Annotated in this window: 2 protein-coding genes; one reads left to right on the forward strand and one right to left on the reverse strand. The window is 69.5% G+C overall.

Annotation, left to right across the window (positions count from 1 at the left end; genetic code table 11):
• The coding region (locus JCM9942_RS14560) for an ATP-binding protein (RefSeq protein WP_256202394.1) at window positions 1-424 on the forward strand (424 nt) is incomplete at its 5' end.
• A gap of 33 nt (window positions 425-457) precedes the next feature.
• Here JCM9942_RS14560 and JCM9942_RS14565 read toward each other — a convergent pair.
• Window positions 458-2094 (reverse strand): sensor domain-containing protein (locus JCM9942_RS14565; protein ID WP_054660548.1); only part of this gene is annotated, 1637 nt, incomplete at its 5' end.

The following is a 2094-nucleotide window of genomic DNA, read 5'->3' on the forward strand; positions in this document are numbered from 1 at the left end:
CCGCAGTCTGGCCGAGGATGCCGCACCGCGCCTGCAGGCGCAGGCGCTCGTGGTGGACTGCCAGTTGCCGGCGCAGGCGCTGGTGCAGGGCGATGCCTTCCTGCTGCGGCAGGCGCTGTCCAACCTGCTGGACAACGCCATCGCGTTTTCGCCGGCCGGTGGGCGCATCGTGTTGCAGGTACAGCGACACGAGGCGGGCTGGACGGTGGAGGTGGCCGATACGGGGCTGGGCGTTCCGGACTACGCGCGGGAGCGGGTGTTCGAGCGGTTCTACTCGCTGGCGCGGCCGGGCAGTGGGCAGCGCAGCTCGGGGCTGGGATTGCCGTTCGTGGCCGAGGTGGCGCGGCTGCATGGTGGCCGCGCGCAGCTGCACAACCGTCCCGGCGGCGGAGCATTGGCCAGTCTGTGGTTGCCGCTGGCCTGAGGGGGCAACCGTCGCCGGCCAGGCGGCTGTCCGCTAATCGGCCACGGCCACGGTCAGGGCCGGATGGTCGGCCCGTGGCCGGTCCAGGTGGTAGCCCTGGACCATGTCCACGCCCATCTGCCGCAGCATCTCCAAGGTGGCGGCGTCCTCGACGAACTCGGCCACGGCCAGCTTGCCCATGCCGTGGGCCACTTCGATGATCGCGCGTACGAACACCTGGTTGTCCGGCTCCTGCGGCAGGTCGCGGATGAACATGCCGTCGATCTTGAGCACGTCGGCCTGCAGGTTCTTGAGGTAGGCGAAGGAGGCGAAGCCGGTGCCGAAATCGTCCAGGCAGATCGGGCAGCCGGTCTGCCGCAGCGCGGCGATGAAGCGCGCGGCATCGCCCATGTCCGAGATCGCCGCGGTCTCGGTCAGCTCCACCAGCAGCCGCTGCGGAGCCACCCGGTGCCGCAGCAGCTGGTTGCCGATCCAGGCGGGCAGCTCGGGATCATCAAAGGAGCGCCCGGAGATGTTGATGGCGATCGCCGGCAGTTGCGGGTGGCCGGCCAGCAGCTGGATGCACTGGCGGATCACCCAGCGGTCGATCTCCAGGATCTTGCCGCTTTTCTCGGCCGGGACGATGAAGTCCGCCGGCATGATCAGCTGCCCGCTGCCGGCTTCGTCGCGCATGCGGATCAGCGCTTCCAGATGCGCCAGACGGCCGTCACCGGCGTGGTAGACGCCCTGGAAGTGCAGCAGCAGCAGGTCCTGCTCCAGGGCCTGGGCGATACGGTCGTTCCACACCAGCCGGCTGGCCATCTCGCGCGAGCTGTCACGGTCGGGCCGGTACACGTTCCAGCGGTTCTTGCCCAGATGCTTGGCCTGGTACATCGCCGCGTCGGCGTGGGCGACCAGGTCCTCGGTATTGTCGGCATGGGTGGGGTAGTGGGCGATGCCCAGGCTGGTGCTCAGGCGCACGGTCTGTTCGAGCAGGCGCAGCGGGGTCTGCGCGATGCGCTGCACGATCCGCTCGGCCAGGTGCTGGGCATCGTCCTGGCTGGCGTGCGGCATCAGTACGGCGAACTCGTCGCCGCCGAGGCGGAACAGGGTCTCGCCGGCGCGCACCAGGGTGCGCATCTCCAGCGCCAGCCGGTTGAGCACCGCATCACCGGCGCGGTGGCCGAAGGTGTCGTTGATGTACTTGAACTCGTCCAGGTCGAAGAACAGCAGCGCGGCCTGGCTGGGCACGCGCTGGGCATCGTGGAAGAAGCTGGCCAGGTCGTTCTCGAAGCGGCGCCGGTTGTACAGCCCGGTGAGCGGATCGTGGTGGGCCAGCCGCACCAGCTGCTGGGCGGTGCGGCGCTGGTGGCTCACATCCTCCTGCACCCACAGCCGGCCCAGGTAATGGCCCTGCGCGTCGGGAACCAGGTAGGCGTTGTGCATGATGGTGCGGCCGTCGCGCAGGCGGATCTCCAGCTGCCGTGGCGGTTCCGCGGTGGCCGCCGCCTCCAGTTGCGCCAGGATCGTCGCCGGATCGGCCATCAGCTGCTTGGCCGTCTGCAACACCTGGCGGGTCGAGCGGCCGACCACGCTGGCGCCCTCGGGGAACTGCCACATGGCGGCGAACGTGGCGTTGCAGTAGGTCACCCGGTTCTCGCCGCTGACGAACAGGATGCCCAGGTCCATCC

This window comes from Stenotrophomonas pictorum JCM 9942 (assembly GCF_001310775.1).
Taxonomy (GTDB): domain Bacteria; phylum Pseudomonadota; class Gammaproteobacteria; order Xanthomonadales; family Xanthomonadaceae; genus Stenotrophomonas; species Stenotrophomonas pictorum.